The following is a 16,049-nucleotide window of genomic DNA, read 5'->3' as shown; positions in this document are numbered from 1 at the left end:
TCGGGCGGATATCTTTTGAGGGAATCGATGAACTCCCTTCACTTGGTTCCAATGACATGCTTGGGCGCGCTCTACTGGAGTTGTGAATTTAAAGCATTTTATCTAAGTTTGGGAAAGAAGATTAAAACATTACTTCACACAGTTTACATTCATGGGATTATTTGATTTTTTCAAGAAAAAACAGGAGACTCCTGAAGCGCAAGAGGCCTTAGATCGGGGTTTGGAGAAGACTAAGGAAGGCTTTCTGTCCAAGATTACAAAAGCAGTTGTTGGCAAATCGACTGTGGATGATGATGTATTGGATAATCTTGAGGAGGTATTAGTCACGTCGGATGTTGGAGTTACGACTACGTTAAAAATCGTAGAGCGTATTCAACAACGTGTAGCCCGTAACAAATATGTAAGTACCGATGAGTTGAATGGACTTCTTAAAGAGGAAATCCAAGACCTGTTGGCAGAAAATAACAGTGCGGATTTTGAAAATTTCGAATATGGAAATCACAAACCCTATGTTATTATGGTGGTAGGTGTTAATGGGGTCGGCAAAACGACTACGATAGGTAAGTTGGCACATCAGCTCAAATTAGCAGGAAATAGTGTCGTTTTAGGGGCAGCAGATACATTTAGAGCAGCTGCGGTAGATCAAATTCAACTTTGGGGCGAACGGGTAGGTGTACGGGTTGTGGCTCAAGCCATGGGTTCGGACCCGGCTTCTGTGGCATTCGACACGGTACAGTCCGCCGTTGCTAATGGTGACGACGTAGCTATTATTGATACAGCAGGTCGTTTGCACAATAAGGTGGGTTTAATGAATGAGCTTGGTAAAATCAAGACCGTAATGCAGAAAGTTGTGCCAGGTGCGCCACATGAAATTTTGTTGGTTTTGGATGCATCTACCGGTCAGAATGCAATAGAACAGTGTACACAGTTTACACAAGCTACTGACGTTAATGCTCTGGCGCTGACGAAACTAGACGGTACTGCGAAAGGCGGTGTGGTAATTGGTATTTCCGATCAATTCAAGATTCCGGTAAAATATATTGGAGTGGGTGAAAAAATTGGCGATTTACAGTTATTTAATAAGAAGGATTTCGTGGATTCACTATTTAAGTAATATATCAAAAGCTTTTTTAGATAAGGAAGCTCTTTCCGTGATTTTAGAGAAAGACTTTTCGTTTTTTTGGTAGTGAGTATATCTTCTCGATACCTGCCTACTGCAGACAGGGGGCATATCTGACTACGCAATACTAAAACAATATGAGAACAAAATATGCAAAGGTTACCCCACCAGTGAGTAAACCTCGTGTGAATGTCGTTACATTAGGATGTTCGAAAAATATACACGATAGTGAGGTATTGATGGGACAATTAAAGGGTAATCAAATCGAAGTCGTTCATGAATCGACGAACATTCAGGCCAATGACATTGTTGTAATTAATACTTGCGGATTTATCGATAATGCAAAACAGGAATCGATCGATACGATTCTGCAATATTCAGAACTCAAAGATCAGGGTAAAATAAACAAAGTAATTGTAACCGGATGTTTATCTGAGCGATATAAACCTGAATTACAGTCCGAAATTCCAAATGTAGATGCCTATTTCGGAACGAACGATCTGCCTGATCTACTTTCCTCTATAGGTGCAGACTATCGGCATGAACTATTGGGCGAACGTTTATTAACGACACCGTCTCATTTTTCGTATTTCAAAATTGCGGAAGGATGTAATCGTCCCTGCTCCTTTTGTGCTATTCCGATTATGCGGGGAAAACACGTTTCTAAATCAATCGATGATTTAGTAAAAGAAGCGAAATTCTTGGCTTCAAATGGTACCAAAGAACTTATCTTGATTGCACAAGATTTAACCTATTATGGGTTAGATATTTATGGGAAACGTAATCTTTCGGATTTAATGCGACAACTTTCTGATGTAGATGGAATCGAATGGATTCGTTTGCAATATGCATATCCTTCTGGTTTTCCGATGGATATATTGGATGCCATGAACGAAAGAAGTAATATTTGTAATTACTTGGACATGCCCTTACAACACATCAGTGATAAGATGTTAAGTTCGATGCGTCGCGGTACAAGTAAGCAAAAGCAGATAGATCTTGTTGATAAAATTCGGGATAAAGTTCCAAACATAGCGCTACGTACGACACTGATTTGTGGTTATCCAGGGGAGACCGAGCAAGATTTCCAAGAAATGTTGGAGTGGGTGGAAGAAACGAGGTTCGACCGTTTGGGATGTTTTACGTATTCGCACGAAGAAAAAACGCATGCACATACATTGATGGATGATATTCCGGAAGAAGTAAAGCAACAACGTGTAGAAGCTATCATGGATGTACAGCAGGGTATTTCATACGACATCAACCAAGAAAAAATAGGGAAGACCTTCAAGGTCTTAATCGATAAAGTAGACGGAGATTATTTTGTGGGGCGTACCGAATACGACTCTCCCGAAGTTGATAACGAGGTACTTATCGAAACGAAGGAAACTTACGCCCGTATCGGTGATTTCGTGCAGGTAAATATTCATCGGGCTGAAGACTTTGATTTGTATGGTACTGTTGTGCGGTAATCATGTGACGGTGCAACCGTGTTGTTGCTTGGTCGGAACATGAAAATCGTAGCTGATCTGCTTTTGATTATTTAAAATAAAACATTTGAAAAAGCCAGAAAGTTCGCTAAGTTTGTTATAGATTATTTTAACCATCTTATTACGATCAATATGACAAAAAATTTATCCTTCTTCACCCTTCTGTTGGGTTCGCTATTTATGGCATGCAACCCAAGTCATGTTGAGCCGGAGCTAATCATTGATCCCGTTGAGGATATTGCGTCTCTTTCGGTTATCAATGTATCTAATAAAACAGCTACGTTGCCAGATCAATTAAATATTGATGGATTATTTGGATCGAGTAAGGGAATAAAAATTGGCGGACCATCAGGTCAGACAGGGTTATACGAAGATATTCAGGCTGGGCTTCGGAAGTTTTCCATTGGCGAATACACGGATAGCCTTATAATAAATAAGCACAACTATTACACCTTAATGGTATATAATAACGATAGCGTACAGCTTCATTTAGATGCTCCTTATAGTTCTGATAATCAATTTATTATTATGCCATCAATACGCTGGAATCTTATCGACGGTAATCCGGCAGAATATCGAGTCGATATAATGGGGGATTCGTTGATCCGTGATATTGACGTCAACAAATTTACTTATGTTCCTTCCGAGGAGAAAAAGGTAGAGTTACAACTATATCGTATCAGCGATTTGAGTACTGCAGTGGATAAATACATGTTTGAAATCGACGTGAATAAGAAGTTTACGGTAAATATCTCACGTTCGGGAGTAGGCTATACGTTTAATACCATCGCCCAGACTACAAAGTAAAGGACCGGCATCATTCACAATTGTCAAATAAATGATATAATTCGTTCTGTAAACCTACCTTTTTGGAAAAAACTGTAATTTGTATACCGAAAGAGTATACATTTGTGCAAGATTTTAAAAAGGTAGATGAAAGCAACATATATCGACTATAAAGACACCAGCAATTTTTCGAAAACATTATTAGCTTATTTGGCAACAGATGAAAATCTTGCCAGTTTTTATGGCAATTCTCCTGACACTGCGGGTTTCCAACGACAAATCGAGTTAAAGTCTTCTTTTGAACATCGGGCTGTATTAGTCCAACAGTTACAACTACAGTATGGTGATCTATTATCGGGCTCGCCCGAGGTGGCGGCCAATATTGAGTTGTTAAAGAGTGACAATACCTTTACCGTTACAACAGGGCATCAATTAAATATCTTTACCGGGCCTTTGTATTTTATTTTCAAGATCGTTACTGCGATTCGTCTGGCATCCGATTTAAAAAAAGACTTTCCAGATAAAGAATTCGTGCCCATTTATTGGATGGCAACAGAGGATCATGATTTTGAGGAGATTAACAACACACGTGTCTATGGCAAGAAGATAGTCTGGGATGTTCCACGTGTGTCGGGTACTGGAAGAATGGATACAGGCAGTATGGAGCGCGTGGTACGTCAATACTGTTCGATGTTGGGTCTATCGGATAATTCCGCGAAGCTCACCGCGATAGTGGAAGAAGCTTACTGCAGAGACCGGTCTTTAGCAGATGCAACTCGTGTTTTCGTAAATGCGCTATTTAGGGAGTATGGTCTGGTCATTGTTGATGCCGATAAACCGGAGCTAAAAAAGCTCTTTGCCCATATTATTCAGGATGATATCTTACATGAAAAAAGCTTCCGTGCCATTAGCGATACGTCTCAGCAGCTAGAACAGAAAGGTTTTCAAGCACAAGTACACGCCAGAGAATGTAATTTTTTTTATCTAACCGACGATTTCCGGGAACGGATTGTCAAAAATCCGGATGGTAGGTTCGAAGTTTTAAATCAGGATATATACTTTACTGAAGCGGAAATAATAACCGAAATTCAATCTCATCCCGAGCGTTTTAGCCCCAATGTAGTTATGCGACCTCTATATGAAGAGATAATTCTGCCTAATCTGGCCTATATCGGTGGCGGCGCTGAAATTGTTTATTGGCTTCAACTGAAAGCTAATTTCGATCAGTTTGGCGTTCCTTTTCCGATTCTGATACCACGTAACTCGGCCATGATCACGGACGATAAAGTTGCCGGTAAAATTTTTAGATTGGACCTCACGTTTAAAAGTATTTTTAAATCAGCTCTCACCCTGCAGAATGATTATGTCAAACGGCATACTACCTACCGTCTTAATTTAAAGGATGAGTGGATGGAGATCAACGCGATATTTGGGAAAATCAAGCTTCGTACCCACAAAATTGATCCCAGTCTGGGTCCTAGTGCAGAGGCCGTAAAGGCCCGTCTCAAAAAGGCGATGAATAATTTAGAGAAAAAGCTTCTGAAAGCCGACAAGAGAAACCACGAAGAAGCCTTAATCCATATTGAAAGGGTAAAAGAGCAATTATTTCCCGGCGGAGGACTACAAGAACGTACAGAGAATTTTGCAACATTGTATATTAAGTATGGAGATGATCTGGTCAAAGAGTTAGTGAAACATTTTCACCCCTTAGACTTTAAGTTTACAATTCTGTATTAAATAGAATACTTCTTTAGGCATTAGCCATTATGCATGTAAGAGCACTCCGTCCGGTTAAACCTCCAAAAGGCGGCATATGGATTTTTATACACTACAAGAACTTCTTGAAAATGGAATACAAGATCTTTAGGTCTTCCTCGTTGAGGCTAGCTGTTGTGGTGTCTTTTTGGATATAATGTATTTTGAATGCTTTAATGGCAGCATCCAGATTTTTAACATCATAACCAATAATTCGTAGCGCTAATCGGGGATCGAAACCGAGGGGAGGAGCTTCCAAGTACTCATCGTACCAAAAACCAAAACCTTTTTCGGCCAAAATTTTCCAGGGGAAACGTGATGGGTCATTTTTTCTTGTAGGAGCATAATCCATATGGCCTATAAAATTAGCCTGGGGAATCTTGTGCGCATCTTTTAAATAGGTCAACAACTGAACCAAAGCGTCGATCTGGATTTCAGGCCAGGGATCGGATATTCCATTATTGTCCAGTTCTATACCGATTGAGGAGGAATTCAAGTCGGTATCATTACCCCATTTTCCCAGCCCGGCATGGTGCCCACGATAATAATCGTTGACCATCTGCACAATTTTTCCATCTCTTCCGATAACATAATGCGAACTTACACCCGCTCGCTCACTATGGAACGTTTTTACCGTTTGCTCCAATGAATCTTGAGCAGTGTGGTGTATCATTACATAATTGGGTTTGCGTAAACCAAAATTAATAGATGCGATCCATTCTTTATCAGTGGAATTAATTTTCTCCAGTTGCCCTAATACAGGACTTTCTTTATACACTTCAGCGAACTGCTTTGCCTTCTTTTTATATATTTTTTCGGTGGCGGCATATTTTCCCCCTCCACATGAAGAGAAGACAAATAGTACTATTATAGTTGACAGAATGGTATGTGCTTTCATAACGCAAATATATTGAGTCTCAGGCATATTCTTGGTCTTTAATATAATATTTGTGTAATCTATATTGAGGTGTTGGGAGATAGTAGGACTACTAATAAAATTTGCTGTATCTTTGTCGTGTGGCAGAAGAAACTAAGTTAGTGGATATCAGAAGTCTTTCATTGGATCAATTGAAAGAGAAACTTACCGAAATGGGTGAGCAGGCTTTCCGTGCAAAACAGATTTATGAGTGGATCTGGCAAAAATCAGCAACTGATTTTGATCAAATGAGTAATTTGAGTAAACCACTTCGGGAAAAATTAAAGACTGGTTTTGCAATTAATTTTGTTAGGGTTAAAGAATCGCAGATCAGTTCAGATAGGACCATAAAAAGTAGTTTTTCACTTTATGACGGCAACATCATCGAGGGCGTATTAATCCCAACGCCAGAGCGTATGACAGCATGTGTGAGTTCGCAAGTGGGCTGTAGTCTTACGTGTAAATTTTGTGCTACAGGGTATATGGACCGCAAGCGTAATCTAAATGCAGATGAAATTTATGATCAGGTTGTTCTGATCAGTAAGCAAGCTGAAGAGAAATATAGCCTGCCTCTTACCAATATCGTTTACATGGGAATGGGGGAGCCACTATTGAACTATTCAAATATGATGAAGTCCGTTGAACGCATTACAGCGGCAGACGGGTTGAATATGGCAGCGAAACGTATTACAGTTTCCACTGCGGGTATCGCCAAAATGATTAAAAAGTTAGGGGATGATGAAGCGAGGTTTAATCTGGCACTTTCATTACATGCTGCAAATGATGAAAAGCGTAATGAAATTATGCCTATCAATGAGCAGAATACGCTTCAATCTCTAGCCGAAGCCCTTAAATATTATTACGCTAAAACCAAAAACCCGGTTACGTTCGAATATATTGTATTTCACAATTTCAATGATGAGCTGCAGGATGCGAAGGAACTAGCCCGTTTTTGTAAACATGTGCCTTGCAAAGTCAATATTATCGAGTACAATCCCATCGCACTTGCTGATTTTGTCAATGCAGAAGCAGATAAAATCGATCAGTTTGCTGCTTATTTGCGGAGTCAAGGTATTATTACCAATGTGCGCCGCAGTCGCGGAAAGGATATTGATGCGGCATGTGGTCAATTGGCGATAAAGGAAGAACTTTCATGATTCCATTGAATCACCAATAGTCATGAACATTCCTGATGGCGATTGGTGACAGTTACTTTCAGAAAAAAGAAACGACAGCATACTTACTTTATTTTTACTATCTTTAATCAACCAACCGACTAAAGATGTGGTAGTTCGTCAATATTTTAAGGATCTAGTACACTTACTCTTTCCAAGTATATGCGTAGGATGTGAGACACCCCTCTTGTCTCATGAAGAATTGCTATGTACAGAATGCTTATATCACCTTCCTTTTACTGATTTTCATTTAGATCCAGAGAGTGCGACAGCGCGCCAGTTGTGGGGCAAATTAGACTTTCAATTTGCCGTATCCATGTTATATCTGTCTAAGTTCTCCCGTGTAGAAAAGATCATCCATAATTTAAAATACGGAAATCAGCCGGCGGTAGGCTATTATCTGGGTAAAATGTATGCGCGAAAATTGGTAGGGGTTTCCGATATAGAACAGATCGATCTAATCTTACCAGTTCCGTTGCATCGTTCGAAATTACGGACAAGAGGATACAATCAGTCTAGCTATTTTGCAAAGGGCCTTGCGGAGGGGCTAGAAAAAGAATGGACAGACACATTGTTGCGTCGGTTAAAGGCTACGGTAAGCCAGACGAAAAAGAGTCGATCAGATCGGTACGACAATGTAGAGAACATATTCCACATCAAAGACAGTGGGGCGATAAAAGATAAACACATCTTGATTGTCGATGATGTGTTGACTACTGGAGCTACCATTTCATCCCTAGGAAATGTCTTGATCGATGCGGGAGCAAAAGTAAGCGTAGCAACCATAGCAAGAGCGTAGCCTATCTTCGTTTTCCAATCGGTGAAGGGCAATCACAGTCTTTTTTAAAAATACTACAGGACTGTAAGCCTGTTGTGGTCAGCAAGGCTATAATCAGCCAAATTAAGTGTTTTTTTTGCATTAGAAATCTTTTTTTTGATAGTATAAAATATATGCAAAAGTTCCCATACCTATACCCACCACATCCGCAAATATGTCCCACCAATCAGACATACGTGTTGGTGAAAAGTACAGTTGAGCACCTTCGGTTATGAAAGCAAATATCACAGTAGCTATCAGCACTTTAAAAATAGTTATCCATTTGGACGCTCGCCTTTTAGATTTAATGATAGATCCCCAGTATAGCAATACAGTCAAAACGAAGAATGTGCCACAATGTGCCAGTTTGTCGAAACCTTCGAAAAGAGGTATTCCTACCTCATTGGAAGGCATTATCATAAGCACAAACATAATAAGCGCCCAAAATATAGCCCAAACGTAATTTACAATATATCTCATGTCGGCCTAAATGTCGTATTAATCTTTGAATTAGAGAAAGTAATTCTGCGTAAAAGCATAAAAATCATTTGATATTACTCCTATAGTATATTGCTGTTTTAAAATTATTTATCTGATATTCAGTACATTAATTGTGTTTTGTTAAAAAATATAGTACTAGGCATTGCAAAGTACTATATAAAGAATATATCTTTGTATTATTATGATAGCAGAAAATACACAAACCCAAATGCGAAAGGGGATACTTGAATACTGTATTCTTTCCATTATTTCTAAGGGTGAAATATACGCTTCGGATATTATAGGCGAGCTTAAAAAGGCAGAGCTTCTGGTAGTGGAAGGAACGCTTTATCCACTATTAACTCGTCTTAAGAATAATGGACTTTTGAGTTATAGCTGGAAGGAATCGACTTCCGGTCCTCCTCGGAAGTACTATCAAATCACCAGTGAAGGTACCGAAGTATTGCAAAAGCTTGATATTACGTGGAAGGAACTGGTTTACGCCGTAGAGACATCATTATTTGGACGAAAATAACAACAAACATAAACAACCCAACTATAACAGTAAAAATCATGAATAAGACCATCATCATAAATATCAACAGCATTGTTTTTCATATTGAAGAAGATGCCTATGAGACATTACGTGGCTATATGATCGATATTAAGCGACATTTTAGTCAATCTGCAGATAGTGGAGAGATATTGCTTGACATTGAAAACCGAATCGCTGAAATGTTTAGTGAGCGTATTCAGACAGGAAGAAAAGAAGTGATCAATAAAGACGATGTTTCGGAAGTCATTGCACAGATGGGTCGGGTGAGTGATTTCGAAGAGGCTTCTGAAGAAGAAGAGAAGGGACAACAATCTTTTCATCAGCAAGAACCGTCAGGCGAGGAAGACCATAAATCTTTCCCAACTGGGAAGAAATTAATGCGTGATCCAGAAGACACAACGATCGGTGGTGTTTGTAGTGGGCTAGGGCACTATTTTGGTGTTCAGCCCAAATGGATGCGTGCATTCTTTATTCTGTTCGTTTTGATTGGAGGATCAGGTGTACTTCTTTACATTGTGTTGTGGGCGGTGATGCCGGTCGCTTCCACTCGTACGGATAGGATGGCAATGCGAGGTGAAGCACCCAATTTGCAAAACTTCAAAAAGAGCTTTGAGGAGGAAATGGAAGGTATCCGTGAAAACCTTTCTGGCGCCAACGCCCATTTTAGCAGAGGACTACGTACTGTTGGTACTGGTTTCGGAGAGATTTTCAAATTCATCGGAAAGGCATTAGCTGCTTGTATGCTCGTGGTCACCGGATCTGTTGTTTTTGGTTTGTTTTTCTTCTGTGTCGCCTGTACATTAGCGATCATGGGCTATCAGGAAGAAATCAAATTTCCTCCATTGGAAATACTGCAACCGGGACAGGCATTTTTCGCTTTGCTAGCAGGTACTCTCGCCGTTGCCCTGCCTTTTATTGCGTTATTTTATATTTTCCTTCGGATCTTATTTAAGATCAAGCCCCTGAATAATTACCTTTCACTGGGTATGTGGGCGACCTGGATTGTTTCTATTATCGTGGTAATTTTCTATTGTGTGATAGGGGCACAAGATTTTAGGGAAGATAGTATCATCAAAGTAGATAGAACCCTTAAGACGCAGAGCGTGTACTCGTTTTCAGAGAAAGATGTACGTGTAATCGAAGCATCGTCCTCAGCAGATGGTAAAACAAAATACGATATTCAGGTCGACGGAGAAAGTTTGCATAACCTGTTGCGTTCGGATATTGAAATTCGTTTTGAATCATTAGATTCATTGGAAAAGCCCTTTATCCAATATCATTACAAAGCAAAAGGCAAATCATACCAACTGGCAGCTGAACGTGCTTCGAAAATAAACTATCAAGCCGAACAGGTGGACAATAAAGTAATCTTTAATAGCCATTTTGCATTAGGGGCTGATGATGTTTACCGGGATCAACGTGTAAATGTGGTGGTGTACCTACCGGTAGGCGCCAAAGTAGAAATAATGGAGTCTTTGCAAAATAAAATTAGAGAGATTGCCTACGACAATTGCTATGATAATTATACCGATGAATCGAAAACGAAACAAACCGAGTGGATTATGACAAAATCCGGTTTGACCTGTGCAATACCAGAAAAATTGGACGAAGAAGAAAATGAAGAAAAGGATGCAACTCAATCAGAATAAATCACGTCTAGGAGATAATGAAAAATAGATATATAAAGCAAATATTACTAGTATTGCTATTGAATATGCTAGCTACTGTTCATTTTGCTTGGGCCTTACGGCAAGAAACAGATGTAAAAGGTAAGGTTGTTAACGAACAGCAGGAACCTATTGTCGGTGCTTCCGTTTACCTTTTGTCTTCAAATACAGAGGTCATTATCAAAACCGGCGTCACCGATAATGGGGGGTATTATGAAATAAAAAATGCACCCCAGGGTTCATTTGTAATTGAAGTGTCGGCAGTAGGACTATCCACATTTAAAAGCGAGCCGTTTACAATTGCCGATAAAGGAACAGAAATGGACGTCATTACGATGTTGCCATTGTCGACCGAAATTGAGGCAGTGGAAATCAAAGGTGAACTGCCACTCATTCAAAGCTCGAACGGAAAATTAATATTAAACGTCGAAAATTCATCTATTTCGGCTGGTAATAACGCTTTGGAAGTTTTAAAAAGGGCCCCTGGTGTGAGTGTTGACAAGGATGACAATGTGTTATTGATGGGGCAACAAGGTGTTAATGTGACTATCGACGGCCGTCAAACCTATATGACGGGAGATCAATTAGCGACATTTTTAAAGAGTACAGATGGCGCTCAGATAAAAAGTATAGAAGTTTCTACCACACGGTCTGCTAAAGACGACGCAGAAGGAGCGGCTGGGGTCATTAACATTGTGATGAAGAAGAATAAGATGGAAGGTTTTAACGGGTCTTTTGTAGCGAGTGGTGGCATGGGTAAGCATTTCCGGGGTAATTCATCTATTAGTCTAAATTATAAGAAGAACAATACGACATTGTTTGGTAACTATTCCTATACAAATAATACAAGAGAGGATGACTTGGAGATCGAACGGACGATTTCGAATAAGAATGTGAATACTGTTTCGAATCAAAAAACTACCCTTGTGGAAAATGACCGTACCCATAATTATAAAGTGGGCATAGAACAAAAGACTTCTGACAGAAATATCTTAACACTTCAATTTAATGGGAATAATAACATTGAAGAGCAGGATAACAACAGTATAACCAATTTTGGTCCTAATTTGATTAGCATAGATTCCATCCTGAATTCCGTAACCGTTAGCAATCAAACCTTTAACCGGTACTCATTGAATGCAAATAACGAGTTTAAAATTGACACGAACGGAACGAAGCTGACAGCCGATGTGGATTACAGCATGTTTCGTACAACTAATCATGTTGATTATGACTACCGTATGTTGAATCCGGACCAGTCTCCTTTGTATGATCCCGAGTTGGAGCGTAATATAATGCCCGTCGAGATTGATATTTTTGCTGCAAAATTGGACTTTTTAAAGACCATCGGAAAGGGTCAGCTGGAGATCGGAGTTAAATATAGCAACGTAAATTCGGATAATAATACGCAGTACGATTTATTCCTTAACAATAGCTGGCAAAATGACGCGAATCGTTCCAATTATTTCATTTATAAGGAGCAAATCGCCGCCGGATATATCGACTACAATACAACATTTGGTAAGTGGAATGCAAAAGTTGGATTGAGAGGTGAATACACGATATCTGACGGACATTCCGTTACAAAGGATGAACAAGTTAAGCGGGATTATCTGGATATGTTTCCTTCCGGATCGTTGAGTTATAATGCCCATGAGAATCATGTGTTGGCATTGAGCTATGCACGTAAGATTTCGCGACCAAACTATCGCTTCCTCAATCCTTTTGAGTTTTATATCGATAAATTTACCTTCATGAAAGGAAATCCCTATCTGAATCCACAGTATACCCATAATATTACGCTTAACTACAGTCTGTACAAAATGTTTAATATTACTCTAGGTACTGACTTGACAACAGATGCGATGGTAGAGAGTATGGGACAGGATTCGACAAAAAACACAACGTGGGTTATCCGAGAAAATTTAGGCAAATCTTCAACCAGCTATGTAAATATCAGTGCACCTTTCCGGATCGGTAAGTTTTGGACCATGTATAATAACTTAACAGGAATTCATATGTATTTCGAGGGACCGATTGCCGGATCATACGTAAAACAAGGTTCGGTTTTCTTTCAAGGTGCGTCTATGAATACCTTTAAGCTTTCAAAAGCATTCTCTGCCGAAATGTCCGTTAACTATACCTCTCCATTTATCTATAACGTATACCGTATAGAGACCAAATGGAACATGGATGTGGGAGCTACGTATAATTTTAAAGACGAGAGAAGCTCCCTCAAATTTGCCGCGACAGATATTTTTAAAACCAATAGGAATAATCTGTCAACAAATTTTTCGAAGTTCAATTCCAAAATACGTCAGTATAATGATGCGCAGACAATACGACTGACGTATACGTATAAATTTGGAAATTTAAAACAGTCTATTCGCAAAAAAGATAGCGATAGCGAGGAAAAAAGCAGGGCTTTATAATTAAGCCGCAAGCACTTTGCTTGCGGTTTTTTAATTATAATTGTAGTATGAAGATGAATAGCATATCTGTTTTTTGCGCGTCAAGTTCTGGTTTCGACGAATCATGGATGCGAGAAGCTCGTCATGTGGGCGAATATTTAGCGACTAAGAATATTACCTTGGTGTACGGAGGCGGACGGGTAGGACTTATGGGCGCTGTAGCTGATGGTGCGTTAGCCAAGCAAGGGAAAGTTATCGGTGTCATACCCAATTTTTTAAACAGTAAGGAAATAGCACATAGTGGGGTTACGGAGTTAATCTGCGTGGAGACCATGCACGAACGTAAGACGATTATGGATGAAATGTCTGAGGGTATCATTGCGCTCCCAGGTGGATTCGGAACGATGGAAGAACTATTTGAGATGATAACCTGGGCCCAACTTGGTTTACATCAAAAGCCAGTAGGGATATTAAACACGAATGGGCTTTACGATCATCTCATTACCTTTATCGATCATTTGGTGCAGGTAGGGCTGTTAAAAAAGGAAAATCAAGAGATGCTATTGGTGGATAATACGATAGAAGCATTAATCCTCAAAATGGAATCGTATATACCGGCCAATGTACCCAAATGGCTTACTCAGGATCAAACATAAAAGGCGAAAATTAGCTATGCTGTACAGGCAGCACGATCTGCTCGAATTCGGTGATCGGATATTTTGTTTCGATCATTTTGATCAGCAATTCTACAGACGCTTTACCCATCTCAAACGCATTTTGTCGGATTACCGTTATTTTTGGAGAAAATAACTGAATAAAATCCGAGTTGGTAAATCCTGCAATCGGAAAATCATGCGTTACGTTTTTCTCTTTCGTAGCCAATAGAAAGCCGGCGGTAAGACGATCCCCCGATATAAAAATACTGTCAAAACCTTTCTGGACAAAATGGTCTAATGCGCGGTGGATTTCATCCATGTGCATTCCCCCGTATGGACAGTATTGGATCAATTGTTCATCAAAAGCAATACTATGTTTATCCAGCGCGGCTTTATAGCCATCAAGACGAGACTGTGTAATAGAAAGGCTCTTCGAGTTTGTAAGATGTGCAATCCGATTTTTTCCAGCTAATATAAACTCTTCTGTAGCTCTATATGCACCTTGAAAATTATCGGATACCACGGTGAATGTATTGAAGTTTTTTGGAATGCGATCAAAAAAAACAATTGGTAGCCCCCTGTTGTACAGCTCCTTAATATAATCGATATTGTGGGTTTCGGACGATAAGGAGATGAGAAGGCCATCTACCGACCGAGAGGCCAAATGTTCTATATTCATCTTCTCTTTCTCACTCGATTCATGAGACTGTGAAATAATGACGTGATAGTTTTTCTGATGTGCTACGGATTCGATGCCGTTTACGATCTGAGAAAAGAAATTATTCGCGATCTCGCTGACCACGATGCCTATACTTTGCGATTTCCGTTCTTTCAGACTTCTGGCAATAGGATTTATTTTGAATTTTATTTTCGCTGTATAGTCCAACACTTTCTTTTTGGTATCTTCACTGATTTCGTGACTATCCCGGAGCGCACGTGAGACAGTAGAGGTGGAAACACCTAAATCCTGCGCAACATCTTTAAGAGTGTAATTTCTGTACTTCACAAAGGTAAACTTAGATAAAATGCTTGGCATTCGCAAACCGGACGTAGTGAGCGCATGCATGCCATCGAAGCAGGCACTAGTGGAAAATACCTATTGAAAAAACACCATTCGTAACTTAAGGGGAATACCATCTATGCGTTTAGCATATCCACTTAGATTCATCGATTTACCTTGTTAAGCCATTTTTCATATTCTCGTGTGATGACTTTTTGCGGCCAATTGCCGTACCAGGAATAGCCGTTTTTTCGTTCCTCGCTTACTTCATTTAAAGAATACTTTACCTTATTATCGCGATCACCGAAAATAGGCTGGTTAGTCTTGACATCATAAAACCTCGCCCATATGGTCGACGTAGGTGAAGTAACTAGCTCTCTGATGAGTTTTCCGTTTTTTTCTGTTTTAATATAATCATATCCTACTTCTTTGTGAGTTGAAAACCATTCCACGGCATGGGTAATAGCATTTTTTATCTCCGGAGCGGGGTTCTCGATATGCATTAAGAAGCGAAGAATACCCGCAGACTCCGCCGTAGCTAAAGCTATCGGTTCAAACAATCTAGCTTGAGCCGGTTCCATTGTTTTCTGGTCATATTGAGCGGCCCAAATAGTTGCTTTGTTTCCTTGTTTAACTTGGGTCCGTAGGATGCAGTCGATCCCTTGGGTTAGAGCCGGTTCTATTTCTCCACTAAATTTATCGGTCAAGACGGTGTAAGGTTCCTGTTTAGTTGATATAGAAAGTAAAATTTCCAATACATTAATCATCGCCCCGTCATTGTAGGTAATCTGACCTCGGTATGAGCTGCTATCAGGGTAATATTGAGGCCAGCCCCCTTTGTCATTTTGCGCACTAAGAATATATTGTACGCCCTTTGTTGCCGCGTCAAGATAGGTGCTATTATTAGTCTTTGAATAAGCTAGAAGAAGATGATTTATCTCGCGGGTGGTTGCATTGTTGTCGATAGTCGCCAATTTTTCGGTTGATCGATTGATGACTTTTTGTAGAGCAGGTGTCAGGAGCTTCGAATAGTTAACAACCGATTTATCCGCCAATTGTTTAGGCCAACCTCCATTTTTAAGTTGATAGCTGATCATGCGTTCCGCTATAGGATCCGTCAGCTCTTGCGCAGTTGAAATGCCGAATAGTGCGGCCAGCAGAATAGATAAAAATATTTTCATAGCGGAGATTATTAAGATAGTAGCTATTGGACAGCCGAA

The 16,049-nt window shown here is 39.8% G+C and carries 14 protein-coding genes; 10 read left to right on the top strand and 4 right to left on the bottom strand.

The genetic code is table 11. The features are described 5' to 3' along the window. The first annotated feature begins 151 nt into the window (after positions 1–151). From ftsY to bshC, 4 genes are all read left to right on the top strand, one after another. Complete coding sequence (gene ftsY, locus FAZ19_RS00365; RefSeq protein ID WP_136818620.1) at positions 152–1,114, top strand: signal recognition particle-docking protein FtsY; 963 nt, start codon at positions 152–154, stop codon at positions 1,112–1,114. 143 nt (positions 1,115–1,257) lie between these two features. Continuing rightward, the gene (rimO, locus tag FAZ19_RS00360) at positions 1,258–2,592 is read left to right on the top strand and encodes a 30S ribosomal protein S12 methylthiotransferase RimO (RefSeq protein WP_136818619.1); all 1,335 of its coding nucleotides are present in this window, start codon (positions 1,258–1,260) and stop codon (positions 2,590–2,592) included. A 150-nt stretch (positions 2,593–2,742) separates the two neighbouring features. Next, the gene (locus FAZ19_RS00355; protein ID WP_136818618.1) at positions 2,743–3,417 is read left to right on the top strand and encodes a hypothetical protein; all 675 of its coding nucleotides are present in this window, start codon (positions 2,743–2,745) and stop codon (positions 3,415–3,417) included. 126 nt (positions 3,418–3,543) lie between these two features. Continuing rightward, positions 3,544–5,133: a bacillithiol biosynthesis cysteine-adding enzyme BshC gene (gene bshC, locus FAZ19_RS00350; RefSeq protein WP_136818617.1), complete on the top strand. Its 1,590-nt coding sequence runs from the start codon at positions 3,544–3,546 to the stop codon at positions 5,131–5,133. 91 nt (positions 5,134–5,224) lie between these two features. Here bshC and FAZ19_RS00345 read toward each other — a convergent pair whose 3' ends face one another. Then, positions 5,225–6,049 carry an N-acetylmuramoyl-L-alanine amidase gene (locus tag FAZ19_RS00345; RefSeq protein WP_136818616.1) on the bottom strand — a complete coding sequence of 275 codons (825 nt, stop codon included), beginning with the start codon at positions 6,047–6,049 and terminating at the stop codon, positions 5,225–5,227. Positions 6,050–6,168: 119 nt separating this feature from the next. Here FAZ19_RS00345 and rlmN point away from each other — a divergent pair, with 119 nt between their 5' ends. Both rlmN and FAZ19_RS00335 read left to right on the top strand, forming a co-directional pair. Further along, positions 6,169–7,224 (top strand): 23S rRNA (adenine(2503)-C(2))-methyltransferase RlmN, encoded by a 1,056-nt coding sequence (rlmN, locus tag FAZ19_RS00340; protein ID WP_136818615.1) that lies wholly within the window; start codon positions 6,169–6,171, stop codon positions 7,222–7,224. 127 nt (positions 7,225–7,351) lie between these two features. Further along, positions 7,352–8,041 carry a ComF family protein gene (locus FAZ19_RS00335; RefSeq protein ID WP_136818614.1) on the top strand — a complete coding sequence of 230 codons (690 nt, stop codon included), beginning with the start codon at positions 7,352–7,354 and terminating at the stop codon, positions 8,039–8,041. A 120-nt stretch (positions 8,042–8,161) separates the two neighbouring features. Here the strand turns inward: FAZ19_RS00335 and FAZ19_RS00330 are convergent, their stop codons facing one another. Continuing rightward, complete coding sequence (locus FAZ19_RS00330) at positions 8,162–8,539, bottom strand: VanZ family protein (protein ID WP_136818613.1); 378 nt, start codon at positions 8,537–8,539, stop codon at positions 8,162–8,164. Positions 8,540–8,741: 202 nt separating this feature from the next. On the opposite strand from FAZ19_RS00330, the gene FAZ19_RS00325 reads away from it, so the two are divergent. From FAZ19_RS00325 to FAZ19_RS00310, 4 genes are read left to right on the top strand one after another with little or no spacing between them, the layout of a single operon-like run. Continuing rightward, complete coding sequence (locus tag FAZ19_RS00325; RefSeq protein WP_136818612.1) at positions 8,742–9,074, top strand: PadR family transcriptional regulator; 333 nt, start codon at positions 8,742–8,744, stop codon at positions 9,072–9,074. A 38-nt stretch (positions 9,075–9,112) separates the two neighbouring features. Further along, complete coding sequence (locus FAZ19_RS00320) at positions 9,113–10,744, top strand: PspC domain-containing protein (protein WP_136818611.1); 1,632 nt, start codon at positions 9,113–9,115, stop codon at positions 10,742–10,744. Between the two features lie 17 nt (positions 10,745–10,761). After that, entirely contained in the window at positions 10,762–13,194 is a 2,433-nt protein-coding gene (locus FAZ19_RS00315) for a TonB-dependent receptor domain-containing protein (RefSeq protein ID WP_229707342.1), read from the top strand. A 47-nt stretch (positions 13,195–13,241) separates the two neighbouring features. Continuing rightward, complete coding sequence (locus FAZ19_RS00310; protein WP_229707343.1) at positions 13,242–13,829, top strand: LOG family protein; 588 nt, start codon at positions 13,242–13,244, stop codon at positions 13,827–13,829. A gap of 10 nt (positions 13,830–13,839) precedes the next feature. Here FAZ19_RS00310 and FAZ19_RS00305 read toward each other — a convergent pair whose 3' ends face one another. Continuing rightward, complete coding sequence (locus tag FAZ19_RS00305) at positions 13,840–14,835, bottom strand: LacI family DNA-binding transcriptional regulator (protein WP_136818609.1); 996 nt, start codon at positions 14,833–14,835, stop codon at positions 13,840–13,842. Between the two features lie 158 nt (positions 14,836–14,993). Next, positions 14,994–16,010, bottom strand: a complete 1,017-nt coding sequence (pelA, locus tag FAZ19_RS00300; protein ID WP_136818608.1) for a pectate lyase — start codon at positions 16,008–16,010, stop codon at positions 14,994–14,996. Positions 16,011–16,049: the final 39 nt, after the last annotated feature.

Origin of the sequence: Sphingobacterium alkalisoli (assembly GCF_005049105.1) — a bacterium.
In the GTDB taxonomy this organism is placed as follows: Bacteria; Bacteroidota; Bacteroidia; order Sphingobacteriales; family Sphingobacteriaceae; genus Sphingobacterium; species Sphingobacterium alkalisoli.
The sequence above is the reverse complement of the archived record's forward strand: the minus strand, read 5'-3'. Positions and strand labels throughout refer to the sequence as shown.

What these genes read in the sequence shown, in the direction of transcription:
- pelA (WP_136818608.1), bottom strand. Translation starts at nt 16,010, where the DNA reads ATGAAAATATTTTTATCTATTCTGCTGGCCGCACTATTCGGCATTTCA.
- FAZ19_RS00320 (WP_136818611.1), top strand. Translation starts at nt 9,113, where the DNA reads ATGAATAAGACCATCATCATAAATATCAACAGCATTGTTTTTCATATT.
- bshC (WP_136818617.1), top strand. Translation starts at nt 3,544, where the DNA reads ATGAAAGCAACATATATCGACTATAAAGACACCAGCAATTTTTCGAAA.
- FAZ19_RS00315 (WP_229707342.1), top strand. Translation starts at nt 10,762, where the DNA reads ATGAAAAATAGATATATAAAGCAAATATTACTAGTATTGCTATTGAAT.
- FAZ19_RS00330 (WP_136818613.1), bottom strand. Translation starts at nt 8,539, where the DNA reads ATGAGATATATTGTAAATTACGTTTGGGCTATATTTTGGGCGCTTATT.
- FAZ19_RS00345 (WP_136818616.1), bottom strand. Translation starts at nt 6,049, where the DNA reads ATGAAAGCACATACCATTCTGTCAACTATAATAGTACTATTTGTCTTC.
- FAZ19_RS00310 (WP_229707343.1), top strand. Translation starts at nt 13,242, where the DNA reads ATGAAGATGAATAGCATATCTGTTTTTTGCGCGTCAAGTTCTGGTTTC.
- FAZ19_RS00355 (WP_136818618.1), top strand. Translation starts at nt 2,743, where the DNA reads ATGACAAAAAATTTATCCTTCTTCACCCTTCTGTTGGGTTCGCTATTT.
- FAZ19_RS00325 (WP_136818612.1), top strand. Translation starts at nt 8,742, where the DNA reads ATGATAGCAGAAAATACACAAACCCAAATGCGAAAGGGGATACTTGAA.
- ftsY (WP_136818620.1), top strand. Translation starts at nt 152, where the DNA reads ATGGGATTATTTGATTTTTTCAAGAAAAAACAGGAGACTCCTGAAGCG.
- rimO (WP_136818619.1), top strand. Translation starts at nt 1,258, where the DNA reads ATGAGAACAAAATATGCAAAGGTTACCCCACCAGTGAGTAAACCTCGT.